Annotated in this window: 12 protein-coding genes; 4 read left to right on the top strand and 8 right to left on the bottom strand. The window is 65.1% G+C overall.

Going from position 1 to position 18330, the window contains the following annotated elements; translation table 11 throughout:
• Positions 1 to 13 precede the first annotated feature (13 nt).
• Positions 14 to 1726 carry a RecQ family ATP-dependent DNA helicase gene (locus tag ACEN9H_RS05705; RefSeq protein WP_413674066.1) on the bottom strand — a complete coding sequence of 571 codons (1713 nt, stop codon included), beginning with the start codon at positions 1724 to 1726 and terminating at the stop codon, positions 14 to 16.
• A gap of 437 nt (positions 1727 to 2163) precedes the next feature.
• Between ACEN9H_RS05705 and ACEN9H_RS05700 the strand changes: the two genes are divergently transcribed.
• The 4 genes from ACEN9H_RS05700 to ACEN9H_RS05685 all read left to right on the top strand — a co-directional run bounded on the left by ACEN9H_RS05700 (position 2164) and on the right by ACEN9H_RS05685 (position 6395).
• Positions 2164 to 2610, top strand: coding sequence for a hypothetical protein (locus ACEN9H_RS05700; protein WP_413674065.1), 447 nt, complete (start codon positions 2164 to 2166; stop codon positions 2608 to 2610).
• A 374-nt stretch (positions 2611 to 2984) separates the two neighbouring features.
• A complete protein-coding gene (locus tag ACEN9H_RS05695) occupies positions 2985 to 4211 on the top strand; it encodes a glycoside hydrolase family 30 protein (protein ID WP_413674064.1) in 1227 nt (408 codons plus the stop codon).
• Between the two features lie 31 nt (positions 4212 to 4242).
• Positions 4243 to 5787, top strand: coding sequence for a glycoside hydrolase family 30 protein (locus ACEN9H_RS05690; RefSeq protein ID WP_371770840.1), 1545 nt, complete (start codon positions 4243 to 4245; stop codon positions 5785 to 5787).
• An 11-nt stretch (positions 5788 to 5798) separates the two neighbouring features.
• Complete coding sequence (locus ACEN9H_RS05685; RefSeq protein WP_413674063.1) at positions 5799 to 6395, top strand: NF038129 family PEP-CTERM protein; 597 nt, start codon at positions 5799 to 5801, stop codon at positions 6393 to 6395.
• A gap of 272 nt (positions 6396 to 6667) precedes the next feature.
• On the opposite strand, the gene ahpF is transcribed toward ACEN9H_RS05685, so the two are convergent.
• The 7 genes from ahpF to ACEN9H_RS05650 all read right to left on the bottom strand — a co-directional run bounded on the left by ahpF (position 6668) and on the right by ACEN9H_RS05650 (position 17964).
• Positions 6668 to 8245 (bottom strand): alkyl hydroperoxide reductase subunit F, encoded by a 1578-nt coding sequence (gene ahpF / locus ACEN9H_RS05680; protein ID WP_413674062.1) that lies wholly within the window; start codon positions 8243 to 8245, stop codon positions 6668 to 6670.
• A gap of 215 nt (positions 8246 to 8460) precedes the next feature.
• Entirely contained in the window at positions 8461 to 9024 is a 564-nt protein-coding gene (gene ahpC / locus ACEN9H_RS05675; RefSeq protein WP_056136676.1) for an alkyl hydroperoxide reductase subunit C, read from the bottom strand.
• Between the two features lie 154 nt (positions 9025 to 9178).
• Positions 9179 to 10396: an ATP-binding protein gene (locus ACEN9H_RS05670; protein WP_413674061.1), complete on the bottom strand. Its 1218-nt coding sequence runs from the start codon at positions 10394 to 10396 to the stop codon at positions 9179 to 9181.
• Positions 10393 to 11025 (bottom strand): chemotaxis protein CheB, encoded by a 633-nt coding sequence (locus ACEN9H_RS05665; protein ID WP_413674060.1) that lies wholly within the window; start codon positions 11023 to 11025, stop codon positions 10393 to 10395. Before ACEN9H_RS05665 ends, ACEN9H_RS05670 begins: the two co-directional genes overlap by 4 nt.
• Positions 11022 to 11849: a CheR family methyltransferase gene (locus ACEN9H_RS05660; protein WP_160410269.1), complete on the bottom strand. Its 828-nt coding sequence runs from the start codon at positions 11847 to 11849 to the stop codon at positions 11022 to 11024. Before ACEN9H_RS05660 ends, ACEN9H_RS05665 begins: the two co-directional genes overlap by 4 nt.
• A gap of 8 nt (positions 11850 to 11857) precedes the next feature.
• Positions 11858 to 15328 (bottom strand): response regulator, encoded by a 3471-nt coding sequence (locus ACEN9H_RS05655; RefSeq protein WP_413674059.1) that lies wholly within the window; start codon positions 15326 to 15328, stop codon positions 11858 to 11860.
• Positions 15329 to 15438: 110 nt separating this feature from the next.
• Entirely contained in the window at positions 15439 to 17964 is a 2526-nt protein-coding gene (locus ACEN9H_RS05650) for an excinuclease ABC subunit A (protein WP_413674058.1), read from the bottom strand.
• Positions 17965 to 18330: the final 366 nt, after the last annotated feature.

Genomic DNA, 18330 nt, shown 5'->3' with positions numbered 1-18330 from the left:
GGCGTCCTCCTTGTTATGCTGGCGTCACGAAATCGGCGAGGAACGCGCGCTGCTCGCCGTCCGGGAATTCGATGTGGACCTGGTCCCCGGACACGGACAGCACGACGCCTTCGCCATACTTCGGCACCGTCACGCGCGCGCCCGCGTCGAACGCGGGGCCGGCCGGCGCGTCTGCGTCCGGTTCGCGGTCGAACTCGTCGTCGCGGATGTCGATATCTTCCGTCAGCACGGCGGCCGGCGGGTTCAGGCAGTTGTCGCAGCGGCAGCACTTCTCGAAGCCTTCGACCTCGTCGCCGAAATAATCGAGCAGCAGCTTCCAGCGGCAGAAACCGCTCACGGCATACGATACCATCTGTTCGAGCGCTTCCTTGTCGCGCTCCTGCTTCTGGCGATACACCTCGGCCATCGCCGCGAACAGTTTATCCTTGGGCGACGCGCTGCCGGGCAGGTACGCGAGCTTGCGGTTCTGGCGCAGCAGCTTCGCATCCTTCAGCAGTTTCAAACACACCTTCAGGTGCGGCCCCGCCAGTTCGCCGGCTACGTCATGCACGCGATCCGGCGTCGCCGTCTCGTTTTCGGTCAGCGCGTGCACGGCCTCGTACACGGCGCGGATCTCGTCCGCCGTCGGGTAGTGCTTCACGAGGAAGAACTGCTGCACGCGCTTGTCGTCCTGCAGGAACAGCAGGGTGCAGCTGGCGTCCTGGCCGTCGCGGCCCGCGCGGCCCGATTCCTGGTAATAGGCTTCCAGGTTCGCGGGAATCTGCAAGTGGATGACAAAGCGCGTGTCGGGCTTGTCGATGCCCATGCCGAACGCGTTCGTCGCCACCATCACGCGCCGTTCGTCGTTCATGAACAGGTCCTGGTTCGCCTTGCGCTCGCTGGCTGCCAGCTTGCCGTGGTAGAGCGTGACGGATTCGCCGGCGTCCAGCAGCACCTGGTGCATCTCCTCGGCCATCTTGACGGTGGCTGCGTAGACGATGCCCGTGCCTGCCGTCTCGCGCACGAGACGCAGCGCCGCCTGCAGTTTCTCGTCCGGGTTCGTCACCTGCACGACGGCGTACTGCAGGTTCGGCCGGTAGATGCCTGTGTTGATGACGTTCATCCGCGGGCGATTGAGTTGGCGGCCGATGTCGTCGATCACGTCCTCCGTCGCGGTGGCCGTCAGCGCCAGCACGGGCGGACGGCCCAGCGCCTCGATCGCGCCGGCCATCTCGAGATAGGCCGGGCGGAAATCATGGCCCCATTGCGAGATGCAGTGGGCTTCGTCGACGACGACGAGGGCGATTTTCACGGCCTTCAGCACGTCGACGAATTCGGGCATGACGAGGCGCTCGGGCGTGCAGAACACGATCTCGCAGCGGCCCTCCGCGATCGCGGCCAATGCGTTCCTCTCCTCTTCCGCCGACAGGCTGCTGTTGACCTGCTCGGCGCGGATACCGAGCTCCCCGAGCTTTTCCAGCTGGTCTTTCATCAGCGAGATCAGCGGCGAGACGACGACCGTCATGCCGTCCAGGATGCGGGCGGGGATCTGGTAGCACAGCGATTTACCGCTGCCGGTCGGCATGATCGCCAGCGTGTCCCTGCCATCGAGGACGCTGTCGATCACGCGTTGCTGGCCGTCGCGCAGGTGTTCGATGCCGAACACCGTATGCAGCAGGCGGCGAATGGTGTTGCGGCGTACCGCGAGCACACCCTTGTGGAGGAGTTTGGGATCGTGTGTGGTCATGATGCAGCCAATGTAAGCCTGAGCACGGCCACACACCATAGGACGCAACCTACAGCCACCGTAGGAGGCTATGCACGAGCGACCCCATGCGGTCAGACAGAGCGACGAGGTTTATTCCTACAGGTCGACGGATTGCCAGCCGATAGTTTCTCTCAAGAACGCGTTCTAAGATGACATCAACATCAACACGACAGCAATCCGCATTCGGAGGTTCATCATGGTCCGCTTCCTGCCCGCTCCCTTTACCGCAGCCTGGCTCGCGCTCACGAGCGCGGCGACGTGGCTCCTGTGCGAAACCGATGCATTGAATGGCTTCGCGCCGCTGTTTTACCACTGAAGACGCCACGTATCCTCTCATTGTCGTCCGTATCATTTGTTACAAATTGACAGTTGATCAGTATGAGGAGGTCGCCATACCTGAGCCAGGAGGACTCATCATGAAGTACGCCCTGATATACGACGATGACGCGGCCGCACGCCGCCACAGTGCCACCCTGCTCAAGTCGCTCGGCTACGTTGTCGCCCAGACGACGACGGCGCAGGCGACGCTGAACGCCATGCAGGCGCTGCACTTCGACGTGATCCTCACCTCCAGCGCGCACGCCGCCGGTGACCGGCGCTCGCTGCCCGGCGAACTCTCCCGCCTTGCGCCCGACACCCCCACGATCCTGCTGCTCGACGAGGACGAACCGTTCCCGCCGCTGTATCACGCGTTCAGCGCCACCGTCACGAAACCGGTCACCGTACGCGCGCTGCGCCATGCGCTGGAGTTCGGGCTGGACGGTACGGGCGCCCATCCGGTCCCCTCTCGCACCCACGTGGAGCGGCGCGACGGCCAGCGGCGCCGACACACGCGCGACATGGCCTCCACCCGGTTGGCATAAATACAATTTGTGAATTATTGCTAACAATCTTTGGTTTGATCAGGCATCCACCGAGGCATAAGATAGTTGCCATAAAATGTTATCGCAAACATAATTTTGTGAAATAACAGTAAATAACAATAATCGGAGGAGATATGCCGCACACCCTGATCCCGCAGCGCCGACCGCGTCCTCCCTCTCGTCCCGCCCCGCGCTGAACGCGCGCCCCGACAGTCCGCTTTTTTTTCACGGTGATCCTGTGCCCTCACAGCGGGCAGGGGCGTCGCTCGTCCTGCCCGCCGGCGATCCCGGCACGGGTCCGCAGTAAAAGCAGCACACGCAGTGAACTCCGGGCCGCCCCCGCCCGGCAATCAACCCGAACCACGGAGATGTTCATGCCCCATGCTTTTTCGCGCACCACCCGCCGCGTCGCGTCGGCGCTCGTCATGTTGTCCGCCTTTGCCGCCGGCGCGTCCGCGCAGACGGTCGCCATCAACCCGGCCACGACGTACCAGACCGTGCGCGGCTTCGGCGGCTTCAGCGGCGCCGGCTGGGCGGCGGAGCTGACCGCGGCCCAGGTCGACGCCGCGTTCGGCACCGGCACGGGCCAGATCGGCCTGTCCATCATGCGCCTGCGCATCGATCCGGACCCAAGCAAGTGGTCCACGCAACTGGCGTCCGCGCAGCTCGCCAAGGCGAAGGGCGCGATCCTGTTCGGGACGCCGTGGACGCCGCCGGCGAACATGAAGACGAACAACAGCCTGGTCCAGGGAAGCCTGTTGCCGAGCCGCTATGGCGACTACACCACGCACCTGCTGAACTTCGCGAGCACGATGCAGGCCGGCGGCGCCGCGCTGTACGCCATCTCGATCCAGAACGAACCCGACTTCGCCCCGGACTACGAAAGCTGCCTGTGGAACTCGCAGCAATTCATCGATTACCTGTCGAGCCAGGGGTCGCGCTTCGGCACCTTCAAGGTGATCGCGGGCGAGTCCGCCACCTTCTACAAGCCGCTCACCGATCCCATCCTCAACAGCGCGACGGCCGCACCACAGTTCGACATCGTCGCCGGCCACCTGTACGGCGTGAACCCGAGCGACTATTCCCTCGCCCGTGCGAAGGGCAAGGAGGTGTGGATGACGGAGCACTTCACCGACAGCACGTCCAGCGCCAACGACTGGTCGAAGGCGATGCCGGTGGCGCTGGAACTGCACAACAGCATGGTGGCCAACTACAGCGCCTACGTGTGGTGGTACATCCGCCGCTCCTACGGCCTGCTGACGGAGGACGGCAACGTCAGCAAGCGCGGCTACATCATGGCGCAGTTCGCGAAATACGTCCGCCCCGGTTCCGTGCGCGTCGCCGCGACGGAAAAACCGTATGCCGACGTCTTCGTCACCGCCTACAAGAACACCGCCGGCAAGCTGGTCGTCGTGGCCATCAACAACGGCACGTCGCAGCGCCAGTTGCAGCTGCAGGTCGGCAGCGCCGCCCCCGGCTTCACGAAATACCGCACCACGTCGACCGACAACACGGGCTATGCGGGCCAGTACACGGTGACGGGCGGCGTCGCGACCGCGTGGATCGATCCCGGCAGCGTCAACACTTTTGTAAGTCAGTAAGTCAATAAAACCCACCAGGAGGAGATGAGTCATGTTGAAACAACGTTTACTACGATGGAGCCTGCCTTTGCTCGCGATGTCCGCGCTCCCCGCGGCCGTCGCGCAGACGGTCGCCATCGATCCCGCGACGACCTACCAGGTCATCCGCGGGTTCGGCGGGCATAACGGCGCGGGCTGGATCGCCGACCTCACGCCGGCGCAGGTCGACACCGCGTTCGGCACGGGACAGGGCCAGATCGGCCTGACGATCATGCGGATGCGCATCGACGCGTCCAGCACCGCGTGGGCCACGCAGCTGCCGACGGCGAAGCTGGCGAAGGCCAAGGGCGTCACCCTGTTCGCCACGCCGTGGACGCCGCCGCCGTACATGAAGACGTCGAACGCCATCGCACACGGCAGCCTGATCCCGAGCTACTACCCGGACTACGCGACGCACCTGCTGGGATTCGCGGACTACATGCGCACCAACGGCGCCCAGCTGTACGGCATCTCCGTGCAGAACGAGCCGGACTGGGATCCGGACTACGAAGGCTGCACGTGGACGTCGGCCCAGTTCATCGACTTCATCAAGTCGCAGGGCCCGCGCTTCGCCGGCCTCAAGCTGATGGCGCCGGAATCGCTGGGCATGCGCAAGGTGCTGTCCGATCCGATCCTGAACGACGCGGGCGCGGCGGCCCAGCTGTCCATCGTGGCGGGCCATCTGTACGGCACGACGCCCAGCGACTACCCGCTTGCGCGCGCCAAGGGCAAGGAGGTGTGGATGACGGAGCACTACACGGACAGCACATCGGACGCCAACGACTGGGCGAAGGCGATGCCCGTCGCGATCGAGGTCCACCGGAGCATGGCCGCGAACTACAGCGCGTACGTGTGGTGGTACATCCGCCGGTTCTACGGGCTGATCACGGAAGACGGCAACGTCAGCAAGCGCGGCTGGATCATGTCGCAGTACGCGAAATTCGTGCGGCCTGGCTACGTGCGCATCGGCGCCACGCAGAATCCCTACCCGGACGTGTACGTGACCGCGTACAAGGGCGGCGACGGCAAGGTCGTCGTCGTGGCGGTCAACAACGGCACGGCCCAGCGCCGCGTCGACCTGACGTTCGGCAGCGGCGCGCCCCGCACCCTGCAGCGCTATGTCACGTCGGCCGCCGCGAACGAGAGTTATGCTGGCGACTACCCGGTCATCGCGGGCGGCGCCAGCGCCGACCTGGAACCGTCCAGCATCAGCACCTTCGTGAGCCAGCCCGGCGTCGCCGACCTCACCGGCAGCGTGAAGATCGTGCAGGGTGGCCTGACGGCGAACCGCTTCACGGGCCAGTTCAGCGGCACGGTGTCGTTCACGAATACGACGGGCGCGACGCTCACGGCATCGACGCTGCGCCTCGTGCTGGAAGGCCTGACGCCCGGCGTCACGCTCGACAACAAGCAGGGTGACGTGAACGGCGTCCCGTACATCGCGCTGCCCGTGAACCAGCTCGCGCCCGGCGCCACCGTCACCGTGACGACGACGTTCGGCAACCCATCGAAGGGCGCCATCGCCTACACCCCGAAACTCCAAGGCATCACGTTCTGAAAGACTTCGCCATGATCAAGCACCTGACCTCCTTCTTTACACGCGCCCTGCTGGCGCTGGCCCTCGCCGGTGGCGCGAACACGGCGTTCGCCGGGCCGATGTATCACTTCACCGTCGACACGACGAACCTGACGGGCACCGGCTATCTCGACCTGACGTTCGCGGCCCTGGCAGGCGCGACGCCGGCGACGGCCACGCTGACCCATTTCACGGGCGCGTTCGGCGGCACCGCGCTGCCGACGGGCGACGTCGGCGGCGACATCGGCACCGCGGTCACGCTCGGCAACGGGCAGACGTTCAACGAACTGCTGCAGGCGGTGACGTTCGGCGGCCTGCTCGGCTTCGACGCCGCGTTCGACATCGCGCCGGGCGGCACGATCGGCACCGGCTTCGGGATCGCCCTGGTGAATGCGGCGCTCGACAACTACGTGCCGGGCACGATGGGCAACGTCGCGTCGATCGACCTGATGCCGGGCGCACCCGCCACGGTCTGGGCCGACGCCGCGTTCGTGACCGCCACGAAGGTGCCGGAGCCGGCCGGCCTGCCCCTGTTCGCGACAGGCTGCGTGCTGGCCGCCCTGGCGCTGCGGCGCCGGACGCGTTCCTGAAATTCGGGGTCAGAGCACTTTTTCGTGAAAATTCGGGGTCAGAGCACTTTTTGATGCACGATCTTGGAAGCAAGTTTGCTCAAATTAGCGACGGCAGCCCAGCCGCTGTCCGCATATGACCGTCCGCGTTTGGAAAATTCTTGTGCTCTGGGGAAATTGATCAGAAATGTGCTCTGACCCCGAATTCGGGAAAAAATGAGCTCTGACCCCGAATTTGGGAAACAAAAAGCCCGGGCGGTTTTCCGTCCGGGCTTTGATCTGACGCTACACGCTTACGCTGCTTCGACGGCCACCGGCATGCGGATCAGGTAGTCGAACGCGGACAGCGCCGCCTTCGCACCGTCGCCCGCCGCGATGACGATCTGCTTGAACGGCGTCGTCGTCGCATCGCCCGCGGCGAACACGCCCGGGATGTTGGTGCGGCCGTGGGCGTCCACGACGATCTCGCCGAAGCGCGACAGTTCCACCGTGCCCTTCAGGAACTCGGTGTTCGGCACGAGGCCGATCTGGACGAACACGCCCGCCAGCGGCACGTGGTGTTCCTCGCCGCTGATGCGGTCCTTGAACTTGATGCCGTTGACCTTGCTGCCGTCACCGGTGATTTCCGTCGTCTGCGCGTTGACGTGGATCGTCACGTTCGACAGGCTCTCGACCTTGTTGACGAGCACCGCGTCCGCCTTCAGCTGCGACGCGAATTCGATCAGCGTCACATGCTCGACGATACCGGCCAGGTCGATCGCCGCTTCCACGCCCGAGTTGCCGCCGCCGATGACCGCCACGCGCTTGCCCTTGTACAGCGGACCGTCGCAGTGCGGGCAGTAGTTCACGCCGGCGTTCTTGTACTCCTGCTCGCCCGGCACGTTCACGTTCCTCCAGCGCGCACCCGTCGACAGGATCACGGTGCTCGACTTCAGCGAGCCGCCATTCTCGAACTGCACTTCGACCAGTTCACCGGGCGCGGCCGGCGGAATGATCCTGGCCGCGATCTGCTGCGTCATGATATCCACGCCGTAGTGGCGCACCTGCGCTTCCAGCGCGCTTGAAAATTTCGGGCCGTCCGTTTCCAGCACCGAGATGTAATTCTCGATCGACATCGTGTCGTTCACCTGGCCGCCGAAGCGCTCCGTCGCGACGCCGGTGCGGATGCCTTTGCGGGCCGCGTACACTGCCGCTGCCGCACCCGACGGGCCGCCGCCGACGATCAGCACGTCGTACGGATCCTTCGCGTTCAGTTTCGCGGCGTCGCGGGCGCCGGCGCCCTTGTCCAGCTTGGCGACGATCTCTTCGATCAGCATGCGGCCCGAGCCGAACAGTTCGCCGTTCAGGAATACCATCGGCACGGCCATCACCTTGCGCGACTCGACTTCGGCCTGGAACGCGCCGCCTTCGATCACGGTCGTCTTCACGCGCGGGTTCAGGATCGCCATCAGCGACAGGGCCTGCACGACGTCCGGGCAGTTATGGCAGGTCAGCGACATGTACATCTCGAATTCATAATCGCCGTCCAGCGCCTTGATCGCGGCTATCGTCTCGGCTTCGACTTTCGGCGGATGGCCGCCCGTCCACAGCAGCGCCAGCACGAGCGACGTGAATTCGTGGCCCAGCGGCAGGCCGGCGAAACGCAGATTCATGTCGGTACCGACGCGCTTCAGGGTAAACGACGGCTTGCGGGCGTCGTTGCCGTCCGTGCGCAGCGTGATCTTGTCGGCGCGCAGGCCCTGGATCGTCTGCAGCAGGTCGAGCATCTGCTTCGACGTGTCGCTGTCGTCGAGCGAGGCGACGATCTCGAACGGTTGCTGGACGCGTTGCAGGTAGCCGGCGAGTTGGTTTTTCAGTTCTTGTTCGAGCATGATCGTATCCTTTCGTTCAGTCGTGTTCAGGCCGATGCGGTCCATCGAGGACGCATCCGATAATCTAAATAGTGAATCTGGACCGGCAGATCGACTAGCGAGATCGCCTGTGTTATTCGTGCGGGCCCATTCCGGTTGGGCTCGTGGGAGGGGGCACCGGCCGCCCCCCGCGGCCGGTGCCTGGTACTACGGTGTTACAGGTGCTGCTTCAGGTCTTAGATCTTGCCGACCAGGTCCAGCGACGGCTTCAGCGTTTCGGCGCCTTCGGTCCACTTGGCCGGGCAGACTTCGCCCGGGTGCGATGCGACGTACTGGGCTGCCTTCACTTTGCGCATCAGTTCCGACGCGTCGCGGCCGATGCCGTTGTCGTGCACTTCCATGACCTTGATCTGGCCTTCCGGATTGATCACGAAGGTGCCGCGCAGGGCCAGGCCTTCTTCTTCGATCATGACTTCGAAGTTACGCGACAGCAGGCCGGTCGGGTCGCCGATCAGCGGGTAGTTGACCTTCTTGATCGCGTCCGACGTGTCGTGCCATGCCTTGTGGGCGAAGTGGGTGTCGGTCGACACGCCGTAGACTTTGACGCCCATCTTTTCGAATTCCGGCTGGAAAGCAGCCAGGTCTTCCAGCTCGGTCGGGCAGACGAAGGTGAAGTCCGCCGGGTAGAACATCAGGACCGACCACGTGCCTTTGAAATCGGCTTCGGTCAGGTCGATGAACTTGCCTGCGTGGTAAGCGGTTGCTTTGAACGGCTTGATTTCGGTGTTGATGATGGACATTCAGTACTCCTCTTTCGGGGTTAAAAAAAGCTTAGGTGTGAACTATACCCTGTCACACCATTCATGTGAAATTGATTGAACAGATTCTATCAATTAATTTTAGCTATCAGACGTGGATAGCCTGCGCCTATCGGGAACATTGGCGGCACAAGGATCAGGCAGGCGCGGCCGCCGGCTGCAACGCCGTTTCCGTGCACGGCAGGACGAGGCTGAACGTCGCCCCCTGCCCCGGCGTGCTCTCGACCGTCAACTGGCCGCCATGCGACGCGGCCAGCTGGCGCGAGATGTACAGGCCCAGGCCCAGGCCCTTCGGCTCGCCGCTTTTCGCGCCGCGCTCGTAGGGTTCGAAGATGCGTTCGATGAAGTCCGGCGCGATGCCCTTGCCGTGGTCGCGCACCGCGATGCGGACGTTGCATCCCTCAGCATGGACACTGACCTCGACCGCGCCGCCGCCGCCATAGCGCATCGCATTGGTCAGCAGGTTGACGACGACCTGTTCGATACGGAATTCGTCCCAGAATCCTTCGACCGGGTGATGCGGCGCCAGCACGACGTTGGCGCCGGCCGCCGCGGCCTGCAACGACAAATCGTTCACGACGCGTTCCAGCAAGGCCATCAGTTCGACCTTGGCCGGGCGGATCGACAGCGTCCCGCTCTTCATGCGCGAGACGTCCAGCATGTCGTCGATCAGGCGGATCATCGCCTTGATCTGGCGCTCGTCGCGCTTGATCATGCTGTTCATATGGTCCGGATTGAACGCCGGCAAATTGCCCCGCTTCAGTTGCAGGCTGCGCATTTGGGTTTCCAGGAACAGCGTGTTGAGTGGCGTGCGCAGCTCGTGCGCGACGAGGGACATGAATTCGTCGCGCATGCGCAGCGAGCGCTGCAGCTCGGCCTGCGTCGCGTTCAGCTCGCCCAGCAGCACCTCCTGCTCGCGCCGCGCCGCTTCCAGCGCTTCCATCTGGCGCTGCATCTCGCGCCGCTGCTGGTCCAGCGTGACGAACACGTGCACCTTGCTGCGCACGGCGTCCGGGTCCAGCGGTTTATAGAGAAAATCGACGGCGCCCGTCTCGTAGCCCTTGAACGCATAGTTCAGCTCGCGGCCGGCGGCGGACACGAACACGATCGGGATATTGCGGGTGCGCGAGGTGGAGCGCATCAGCTCGGCGAGTTCGAAGCCGTCCATGCCGGGCATCTGCACGTCGAGGATGGCCAGCGCGAACTCGTGTTCGAGCATCAGGGACAGGGCTTCCTCGCCGGACTGGGCCTGGAACACGAGGCGCTGCTCGTCGCGGATCAGCGCGTCGAGGGCGCGCAGGTTTTCCGGCAGGTCGTCGACGATCAGCAATTTACTGGGGTCATGTGCGCTCATGGTTCATTCATCTCCAACATGGGCAACAAGGCGTGGATGCGCGCCAGAGGCAGTATCAGGTTCGGTTTGCAGCGGTTGATGGCGGTCACGGGCATCGTGGGCACCTGGGCGTCGGCGGGGTCCTGCACGACGGTGAAGCCGCCGCGCGCGCGGATACGGGCCATGCCGTCCGCGCCGTCGTGGTTCGCGCCCGTGAGCAGGATGCCCGCCAGGGCCGGACCGTAGGCGTCCGCGCTGGATTCCATCAGCACGTCGATCGCGGGCCGCGCGAAGTGCACGGGCGGCTCGCAACTGATCGAGAACGTGCGGTCGCGTTCGACGGACAGATGGTAGCCCGGTGCGGCGAAGTACACGGTGCCGGGCACGATTTCTTCCTTGTCGGCCGCCTCCTTCACGCGCACGGGCAGGCGCTCGTCGAACAGCTCGGCCAGGCGGCTTTCGCGGTCGCCCGGCATGTGCAGGATGCAGAACACGGGCAAAGAATAGGCCGCCGGAATCGCGGGCAGCAGCGTGACGAGCGCATCCACGCCGCCGGCCGAGCCGCCGATCACGACGGCCTCGAAGCGCCGGCCGCGCAGTGCCGCGCGCAGCGCGCCTTCCTGCGGACCGGGGTCGAAGCCGGGGCTCATGGCGCCACCTTGCGGAACACCCGTTCCCGCCGTGCGAGCGGCTCGAATTGCCGGGCATACGTGGAAAAGTCGATGCTTTCCTTGCTGCCGAGGCCAAGGAAGCCGCGGTGGCACAGCGATTCGTGGAACAGGCCCAGCACCCGGTCCTGCAGGCGCCGGTTAAAGTAGATCATCACGTTGCGGCAGCTGATGAAATGCGTCTCCGCGAACACGCTGTCCGTGGCGAGGCTGTGGTCCGCGAACGTGACGTTCTCGACGAGCGCGCGGTCGAACAGCGCGCCGCCATAGGCCGCCGTGTAGTAATCGGAAAACGCGCGCGTGCCGCCCGCCTTCTGGTAATTCTCCGTGTACACGCGCATCTTATCCAGCGGCATCACGCCGCGTCGTGCCGCTTCCAGCGACTCCGGATTGATGTCGGTCGCGTACATCTGCGTGCGCTCCAGCAGGCCCTCCTCGTGCAGCAGGATCGCGAGCGAAACCACTTCCTCGCCCGTACTGCAGCCGGCCACCCACACGTTCAGCGACGGGTACGTCTTCAGGAACGGCACGACGAGCCGGCGTACAGCCAGATAATAATCCGGGTCGCGGAACATTTCCGTCACCGGGATGGTCAAAAACTGCAATAGCTGCGCGAACGCGGCAGGGTCGTGCATGACGCGCGCCTGCAAAGCCGAGATCGTTTCGCATTCCATCGCGCGCAGCGCGGCAAGCACGCGGCGCTTTTGCGAGGCGCCCGTGTAGTCGCGGAAATCGTAGTTGTACTTGAGGTAGACAGCCTCGACCAGCATCCGCAACTCGATGTCGTCGCTCGGCAGGCTGTGCATAGTCTTTTTCAAATGCGCTCCAGCGTCGGCATCCACACGCGCAGCAGCGAGTACAGCCGGGTCAGGTCGATCGGCTTGGCAAGATAGTCATTGGCGCCGGCGGCCAAGCATTGTTCCTGGTCGTCCTTCATCGCCTTCGCCGTGATCGCGATGATCGGGAGGCGCGCGAAGCGCTTGTCCTGGCGGATGCGACGCGTCGCTTCCAGTCCATCCATGCCTGGCATCATCACGTCCATCAGGACCAGGTCGATCGACTCATGTTCATCGAGCTTGGCAATGGCTTCATACCCATTGCGCCCCACCTCCACCCTGGCGCCGCGTTGTTCCAGGGCACTGGTCAACGCGAACACATTGCGCACGTCATCGTCCACGAGCAGGATCGTGCGGCCTTCGAACACGCGGTCGCGTCCGCGCACCGTCTTGAGCATCGACTGGCGTTCCGACGACAGTTCCGATTCCACCTTGTGCAGGAACAGCGTGACCTCGTCCAGCAGGCGCTCCGGCGAGCGCGCACCCTTGATGATAATCGAGCGCGAATATTTCAGCAGTTCCGCTTCCTCGTCGCGGGTCAGATTGCGTCCCGTGTACACGATGACGGGCGGGAACGAACACAGTTCTTCCAACGACATACGCTTGAGCAACTCGTTACCCTGCATGTCCGGCAGCTTCAAGTCGATGATCATGCAGTCGAATGTCTGCGTGCGCAACAGGTCCAGCGCTTCCGTGCCGGACCCGACGGCCGCGATCTCGACGTCCGTATCGGAAATCAATTGCACGACGCTGTCGCGCTGGCGTTCGTCGTCTTCCACGAGCAGCACGCGTTTCATTTCCTGCGACGACTTGTCCTTCAGCTTGCGGAACACGTCTTCCAGCTGCTCGCGCGACGTCGGTTTCAGTGCGTAGCCGATCGCCCCCAGGTGCAGCGCCTCGCCGCCGTTCTCCTGGCTCGAGACGACGTGGACGGGGATGTGGCGCGTGCCCGGGTTGTCCTTCAGCTGTTGCAGCACGGACAGGCCGGAGCCGTCCGGCAGGCGGATGTCGAGCAGGATCGCGTCGGGACTCTCGTTCGTCGCCAGTTCCAGGCCTTCCTGTGCCGTCAGCGCGACGAGGCAGCGGAATTCCATGTCGTGCGCAAGGCCGTACAGGATGCGCGCGAATTCCGGCTCGTCCTCGACCACGAGCACCGTGCGCACGCCGGCGGCGGGCTGGGCGCGGTCGTCGGCGAACGCCGGCAACGCCAGGCCCTGCGCCGGCGCTACCGGCTCCGGTTCCGGCACGGGTGCGCGCACGGGCGGCTGCGCCGGCGGCAGCACGGGCGGCGTCGCGGCGACGGTGCCGTTGCGCGGCAGGCTCAGCACGAACGTACTGCCCTCGCCCGGCGCACTCGTGAGCGTCAGGGTGCCGCCCAGCAAAGCGGTCAGGTCGCGCGAGATGGACAGGCCCAGGCCCGTGCCGCCGTACTTGCGCGCGGTGGAGCCGTCGGCCTGGTGGAACGCGTCGAAGATCTTGTCCTGCTGCTCGGGCGCGATGCCGATGCCGGAATCCTGCACGGTGAACTGGATCCAGCCATCCGTGTTGGCGCTCACGGTGAGATGCACCTTGCCCTTGTCCGTGAACTTGACGGCGTTCGACAGCAGGTTCTTGAGGATCTGTTCCAGGCGCTGGCGGTCCGTGTGGATGCTGATCGGCACGTTCGGCTCGACCGTCAGGCTGAAGTCCAGGTTCTTCTGGCGCGCCAGCGGTTCGAACACGCGGGCCAGGCCCTCGATGACGCGGCGCAGCGGCAAGTCTTCCGGCACGAGCTCCAGCTTGCCGGCCTCGACCTTCGAGATGTCGAGGATGTCGTTGATCAGGTTCAGCAGATCATTGCCCGCCGAATAAATCGTCTGGGCGAAGCGCACCTGCTCGTCGTTCAAATTGCCGCCCGTATTGTCGGCCAGCAGTTTCGCCAGGATCAGCGACGAGTTCAGCGGCGTGCGCAGTTCGTGCGACATGTTCGCGAGGAACTCGGACTTGTAGCGGCTCGCGCGCTCCAGTTCCAGCGCCCGCTCGCGCAACTGCTCCTGGGCCTGCACCAGCGCGCTGTTCTTGTTATCGAGGTTGGTGGCCTGCTCGGCCAGCTGTTCGTTCGTCTGCTCCAGCTCGGCCTGCTGGTTTTCCAGCGCCGACTGCGATTCCTCCAGCGCGCGCGACTGTTCTTCCAGCTCTTCGTTCGCCGTGCGCAGTTCTTCCTGCTGCACCTGCAATTCCTCGTTCAGGGCCTGCTGCTCTTCCAGCGCGGCCTGCAGGCGCTGGCGGTGCAGCACGTTGGCGACGGCGGCGCCGACCGACGGGGCGATCGTCTCCATGAACTGGACGTCGCGCTCGCGCACGCCGTGCAGGAAGCCGATCTCGATGACGCCCTTGATCTTGCCAAAGTTCGACACGGGCGCGATCAGGAGCTCGCGCGGCGCCGTCTCGCCCAGCGCCGAGCCGACCTTGATGTAGTCCGGCGGCAGGTCGCGCAAGGTGACGATGCGGTTCTGGGCGGCGGCCTGCGCGGCCAGCGACTCGGTCGGATGCACGATGCGCGCGCGGTCCGTGTCCGCATGCGCGAACCCGTACGCGCCGATGCGGGTCAACGTACCGTCCTCCGCGCGCACGTACATCGCGGCCACGACGCCGTTCAGGTAGTTCGCCACATAGTTCAGCACGGCGTCGGCCAGCGGTTCCAGGCTGATGATACCCGTCGTCTTCCCGACCAGTTCCGTCTGGCCCGAGCGCAGCCACGCCTGTTGCATCAGCTGGGTATTGTGGTCTTCTTCGTGCTGCAGGATATCGCCGTACGATTTGGACAGCGCCTGCAGGTCGCGCCGGCCGAACACGGCGAGCAGGCCGGCCACGATCAGGCTGAACGCGAGGAAGGCGGCGACGGACCATGCGATCACGGAGCGCGACGTCGCGTTCCGTTCCTGCAGGATGCGTTGTTCTTCCAGGATGAATTCGAGGAACTCGCGCCGGACCTGGTCGGTCAGGATCTTGCCGCGGCCGGCCTTGATGTTCTGGATGATCTCGACGAAATCGCTCTTCTTGGCGCGCATGCCGATCATCTCTTCGGCGAACGCCTGCCACTGGGCCTGAGCCGCGCGCACCCGTTCGATGCGGTCGAGCTGGGCCCGGTTGTCGTCCACGAGCCGCTCGAGATTCTTCAGCTCGGCATCCATGCGCGGCTTGGCCGACAGGTAAGGCTCCAGGAAATCGTCGTCGCCGGACAGCACGTAGCCGCGCATGCCGGCCTCCATGTCGGACGACAAGCGGCTGACCTCGTTGGCGCGGCCGATCACGTGCTCGGAATGCTCGACCCAGCTCAGGACATTGATGAGGTAGGCGATGATACCGACGAAGACGAGCGCGCTGAGCACGCCCATGCCCAGGGGCATGGCGACGTTGCGCGACAGGATCCGGCGGAATTGGTCACTATCGATACTCGAACCGGGCATGCTGTGTGGTTACTCTTGTGAAAAAAATATCCCAAGTGTAACGCAAGCAAAGAATCCGAGGCGTTCGCTTGAACGTGAATTTTTGCCAAGTCGACGGCGTTGCGACGTATTTACGACAAAGATCGCCGAAGATACGGCGCGGTGCGGCTGCCCTTCTCCCTGGCGACGTGCGCCGGCGGCCCCTCCGCCACCACCTTGCCGCCCGCCTCGCCCGCACCCGGGCCGATGTCGATCACCCAGTCGCACGCAGCCACCACGCGCATCGTGTGCTCGACCATGATGACGGTGTTGCCCGCATCGACGAGACGGTCGAGCTGGGCCAGCAGGCGGTCGGCGTCGAGCGGGTGCAGGCCCGTCGTCGGCTCGTCCAGGACGTACAGCGTCCCGCCGCGGCCGGCGCGCTGCAGTTCGGTCGCCAGCTTGATGCGCTGCGCCTCGCCGCCCGAGAGCTCCGTCGCGCTCTGCCCCAGCCGCAAATAACCGAGGCCCACCTCGCGCAGCACGGAGAGCGGCCGCGCGACGGCTTCCTCGTCCGCGAAGAACGCATGCGCCTCGTCGACCGTCATGCCCAGCACGTCCGCGATGTTGCGATCGTTGTAGCGGATCGCCAGCGTGTCGGCGTTGTAGCGCGCGCCGCCGCACGTGGGACAAGGCGCGTACACGCTCGGCAGGAACAGCAGCTCGACCATCACGAAGCCCTCCCCCGCGCAATGTTCGCAGCGGCCCTTCGCCACATTGAACGAGAACCGGCCGGCGTCGTAGCGGCGCTTCTTCGCGGCCGGCGTCGCCGCGAACAGTTTGCGCACCTGGTCGAACAGGCCCGTGTACGTGGCGAGGTTCGACCGGGGCGTGCGGCCGATCGGCCTCTGGTCCACGCGCACGAGGCGGCGGATGCCGTGCATGGGGCCCGCGATGTGGCCGACGGTCGGGATGTCGGCCTCGCGCTCCAGGTCCATGCCTTCCTCCGCCTCGGCGTCGGCCGCTCCCTGTCCAAGCGCCGCGCCGACGAGGTCGACGAGCACCTGGCTCACGAGCGTCGACTTGCCGGAGCCGGAGACGCCCGTCACGCCCGTCATCACGCCGAGCGGGAAGCAGACCGCGATATCGTGCAGGTTGTTGCGCGTGACGCCTTCCAGCCGCAGCCACCCGGCCGGCTCGCGCGGGGTCCGTTCCGGCGGGCGCACGGCGTCCTGCGCATCCGTGAACAGATAGCGCCGCGTGTGCGAGCCCTTCACGTCGCGCAGGCCCTCCGGCGGGCCGCTGTATAGAATCTGGCCGCCTTTCTCGCCTGCCTGCGGACCGACGTCGACGATCCAGTCGGCGTGCCGGATCACATCGAGCGCGTGCTCGACGACGAACAGCGAATTGCCGGCCGCCTTCAGGTGCGCGAGCGCGTCCAGCAGCGCTTCGGTGTCGGCCGGATGCAGGCCGGCCGACGGCTCGTCCAGCACGTACACGACGCCGAACAGGTTCGACCTCACCTGCGTGGCGAGGCGCAGGCGCTGCAATTCTCCCGGCGACAGGGTCGGCGTGCTGCGTTCCAGCGCGAGGTAGCCCAGGCCCAGCGCCAGCATCGTGTCGAGCCGCGCGCACAGGTCCGCGGCGATGCGCTGCGTGACGATCAGCTGCTCCGGGTGTTTATCGGCACGCCTGGGTGCCTTTCCATCCGCGTAAGGACGCAGCATCTGCGCCAGGCGGTCCAGCGGGACGCGCGACAAGGTCATGATGTCCATGCCGGCAAACGTCACGGACAAGGCTTCCTGGCGCAGGCGGCGGCCCTGGCACAGCGGGCATTCCGTGCTCACCATGTAGCGCGCCACGCGCTTCTTCATCGACGCGCTTTCCGTGTTCGCGAACGTCTGCAGCACGTAGCGGCGCGCGCCGCTGAACGTGCCCTGGTAGCTGGGCGTCTCCTTGCGCTTCAGGGCGCGGCGCGTTTCCTCCGGCGTGAGGCCCGCGTACACGGGCACGGTGGGCGTCTCGTCGGTGAACAGGATCCAGTCGCGGTCCTTCCTGGGCAGGTCGCGCCACGGCGTGTCGACGTCGTAGCCCATGGTGACGAGGATGTCGCGCAGGTTCTGGCCGTGCCAGGCGGGCGGCCACGCGGCGACGGCGCGCTCGCGGATCGTCAGGCTGTCGTCCGGCACCATCGACGCTTCCGTCGCGTCGTACACGCGCCCAAGTCCCGAGCATTGCGGACACGCGCCTTCCGCCGTGTTGGGCGAGAACGATTCGGCGTACAGCAGCTCCTGGCCGGGCGGATAATCGCCGGCGCGCGAATACAGCATGCGCAGGGAGTTCGACAGGGTCGACACGCTGCCGACCGAGGACCGCGTCGTCGGCGTGCCGCGCTGCTGTTGCAGGGCGACGGCGGGCGGCAGGCCGTCGATGTCGTCGACTTCCGGCACGGGCATCTGGTGGAACAGCCGGCGCGCGTAGGGCGAGACGGATTCCAGGTAGCGCCGCTGCGCTTCCGCATAGAGTGTCCCGAACGCGAGCGACGACTTGCCCGAGCCGGACACGCCCGTGAACACGACGAGCGCGTCGCGCGGGATGTCGAGGTCGACGTTCTTCAGATTGTGCTCGCGCGCGCCGCGCACGCGCACGTGGCCTGTCTTCAATGTTTGGTCGCGCATGCCTGCGGCTCCGGATGCTTCACGATGCCTCATTTCAGCACATGCAAACCCGGCAGTCGGTGCGGTCGAACACAGTTGGACCGTCGTTCCCGGATCAGGCGTCCCCTTGCCGGGAACCCAATGGCTCGCATGCCGCTACCGTTACACGTAGTCGGTGTGCACAAAACTCAGGTTCCCGCCTTCGCGCACTGCTGTCCGGAATAATTTTTACCGTCGAAAATAGGCCCGCCATAGGAAAAACCGTCGTTCCCGCGAAAGCGGGAACCCATGCTGACTGCTCGAAGTCGGCTCTTTGTAGCCAACGCGGTGGAAATGAAGAACGTAGTTAGCATACTGAGTATGGATTCCCGCTTGCGCGGGAATGAC

Origin of the sequence: Massilia cellulosiltytica (assembly GCF_047325105.1) — a bacterium.
Taxonomy (GTDB): domain Bacteria; phylum Pseudomonadota; class Gammaproteobacteria; order Burkholderiales; family Burkholderiaceae_D; genus Telluria; species Telluria orientalis.
Note: the sequence above shows the minus strand (reverse complement) of the source record. Positions and strands in the feature narration are given on the sequence as shown.

Coding starts and splice junctions, on each gene's coding strand:
- ACEN9H_RS05705 (WP_413674066.1), bottom strand. CDS start 1,726: ATGACCACACACGATCCCAAACTCCTCCACAAGGGTGTGCTCGCGGTA.
- ACEN9H_RS05700 (WP_413674065.1), top strand. CDS start 2,164: ATGAAGTACGCCCTGATATACGACGATGACGCGGCCGCACGCCGCCAC.
- ACEN9H_RS05695 (WP_413674064.1), top strand. CDS start 2,985: ATGCCCCATGCTTTTTCGCGCACCACCCGCCGCGTCGCGTCGGCGCTC.
- ACEN9H_RS05690 (WP_371770840.1), top strand. CDS start 4,243: ATGTTGAAACAACGTTTACTACGATGGAGCCTGCCTTTGCTCGCGATG.
- ACEN9H_RS05685 (WP_413674063.1), top strand. CDS start 5,799: ATGATCAAGCACCTGACCTCCTTCTTTACACGCGCCCTGCTGGCGCTG.
- ahpF (WP_413674062.1), bottom strand. CDS start 8,245: ATGCTCGAACAAGAACTGAAAAACCAACTCGCCGGCTACCTGCAACGC.
- ahpC (WP_056136676.1), bottom strand. CDS start 9,024: ATGTCCATCATCAACACCGAAATCAAGCCGTTCAAAGCAACCGCTTAC.
- ACEN9H_RS05670 (WP_413674061.1), bottom strand. CDS start 10,396: ATGAGCGCACATGACCCCAGTAAATTGCTGATCGTCGACGACCTGCCG.
- ACEN9H_RS05665 (WP_413674060.1), bottom strand. CDS start 11,025: ATGAGCCCCGGCTTCGACCCCGGTCCGCAGGAAGGCGCGCTGCGCGCG.
- ACEN9H_RS05660 (WP_160410269.1), bottom strand. CDS start 11,849: ATGCACAGCCTGCCGAGCGACGACATCGAGTTGCGGATGCTGGTCGAG.
- ACEN9H_RS05655 (WP_413674059.1), bottom strand. CDS start 15,328: ATGCCCGGTTCGAGTATCGATAGTGACCAATTCCGCCGGATCCTGTCG.
- ACEN9H_RS05650 (WP_413674058.1), bottom strand. CDS start 17,964: ATGCGCGACCAAACATTGAAGACAGGCCACGTGCGCGTGCGCGGCGCG.